This is a genomic window from Desulfocicer niacini (genome assembly GCF_054657595.1).
Map to the genome: position 1 here is coordinate 1 of NZ_BAAHYK010000125.1, position 2144 is coordinate 2144.

Sequence of the window (2144 nt, forward strand, 5' to 3'; positions counted from 1 at the left end):
AAAACGCTGGAGAGGGACCGGGCTATCTGCGCGGCGTTTTGGAAAGTATGTGGTTCAGGAAAATTTACCTTTATCTGAGCTTTTGGGGTTTAAAAGCCCGGCCCCTCAGCTCCCCGTTCTTTTTTTTTAAACGACCCAAAATGAGGTGAAACATGCTAATGAAACAAAAAATCAAAGGTATTTTTTGGGGGGTGCTGATCGTTTCTTCCATTCTTTTTAACATTGGCTGTAATGGTGACAGTAATGAAAGTGACGATAGTAATGATCAGGCTGATGTTACATTTGAAGTTACCATTGGGGATTATGGACAAATATATGATGGAGACTGGTCAGAACTTGGAAACGGAAAAGAACTTGCGGATATGGAGATTTCAGAAGACCTTTTTGAATCAGTAACTGGGGATACCTACAAGCAAACATATTCAGATGAGACATATGTCGAAATATCTGATGAGTCCGTGCAAGTTACATGGAGCAACTCATACGGAAAATATGATAACGCCTTATATTACGTTAAAAATTGCGATAAAGTCGTTTTTGAAAACATCAATGTAATCCAAAAAGACTCCGACTATAGAGCCTCATCAACCATTTTAGTTGAAGACTGTGAAGAGGTAGTTATTAGAAATGTATTTATTGCGGGGACAGCCAACAAACCACATATTCGGATAGATGGATGTGAACGGGTTTTAATCGAATATGTGGAAATTTCAGGATATGATTATGGAGATGGTTGGATGTGTGCAACAGGTATTAATATTGGGAATTCTCCTCTTTATGTCAATACCGATAATCCACGAGAGTTGCAGTGGACCATCATCCAGAACTGCTATATACATGACAACACAGCGACGGATGAGGAAAGAAATCAAGATGGGATTCTTATGAATGCAGCTTCAAACGGAATTATTTTCAATTGCTATTTTGAAAACTGGGGAATTGAAAATGAGGTAGCAGATGCAGCCATAGACGTTTCACATAGAAACGACGATGAAGATTATGACTATTCATTCTTTCGTATAGAACGTAATTATTTTGATCATTGTGTACGGGCAAAATCGTCCAGTAAAAATGATGATGACACTATTTATGAAGCCCCTGCTAACTGTAAAATTTTCTGGGCCAACAACATTTATATTAATACGAATATTACAGATTATCACAAAGGAGGGGAAATTTATCATGTCCATGAAACCTATTACTTTGATAATGACCATCTTGGCCATGCAGATTCAATTAGAAATTTTGATGTGTTTTGCGTCACAGGTGGTCAGTTGAAAATCAGAAATTGTCTGGTTTTTAGTATCGCTGACAGCCATTGGACTGAATATTATATAAGCTCTTCTGGAAGTTATGAAAACTGGGAGTTAATAAATCCTGATTATTGTGCTTATATTATAAAAGATCAAGGGCTTCACTGGTTAAGATTTAACGATTCAATCGTCCCTGACAGCTCTGAGGATAGAGTAGACGACTGGGATGAATGGCAAACAACCTGGGCTATGGATGCTCATAGTATAAATGAAACTTATAGTTCAGATTATGAATACTTTGTGGACATTAACAACTTTGACTTCAGATTAGCCGATGATAATCCGGCAGCGAACGTTGGCTGTAATGATTTCCTCAATCCCGATGATGAGCAAATGAAAGTTGATAGGGATTTTGGGGGGAATATGCGCGAAAATTCACCAACCATGGGGGCTTTTGATGTTTACCAATAAACGATTAAGACGCAAAAGTTTTATGGATTTTTCATGAAAGCATCGAGAAATGAAAAGAACAAAACGCTGCAGCTGACCGGGGGGAGCTAGCGGCTTTTTGAAAGTGCTTGGTTTTAGAAAAAACTTGGCTTTTAGAACGTGCTCGGCAATTCGCCCCCCGGCCAGCTGAGCTCCCCGTTATCGCGCCGAGGAAAGCTCGGCGCATCTTGCAGGGTGTAAGTCCCTGTCGGTTGAAATCCAGTAATGGGTTTCAGTAAGGGTTAGCCACCCACCCGTATCGAGCCTTGGACCCATGGCGGAGATACACCGGCTATTGTAAGTTTTGGACGTCGAGGCAACTCGGCTGGAAACGAGCTGCGCCCCGGTAGACCGGGATACAAGCGCGGATGGTCTCACCCAACTGAAAGAACAATGAAAAGG

Annotated in this window: 1 protein-coding gene; it reads left to right on the forward strand. The window is 40.7% G+C overall.

The genetic code is table 11. The annotated features are described in order from the left end of the window. Positions 1-158: 158 nt before the first annotated feature. Positions 159-1724: a hypothetical protein gene (locus ACYQ2M_RS24975; RefSeq protein ID WP_459919121.1), complete on the forward strand. Its 1566-nt coding sequence runs from the start codon at positions 159-161 to the stop codon at positions 1722-1724. The last annotated feature ends 420 nt before the right edge of the window (positions 1725-2144 follow it).

What these genes read in the sequence shown, in the direction of transcription:
- ACYQ2M_RS24975 (WP_459919121.1), top strand. Translation starts at nt 159, where the DNA reads ATGAAACAAAAAATCAAAGGTATTTTTTGGGGGGTGCTGATCGTTTCT.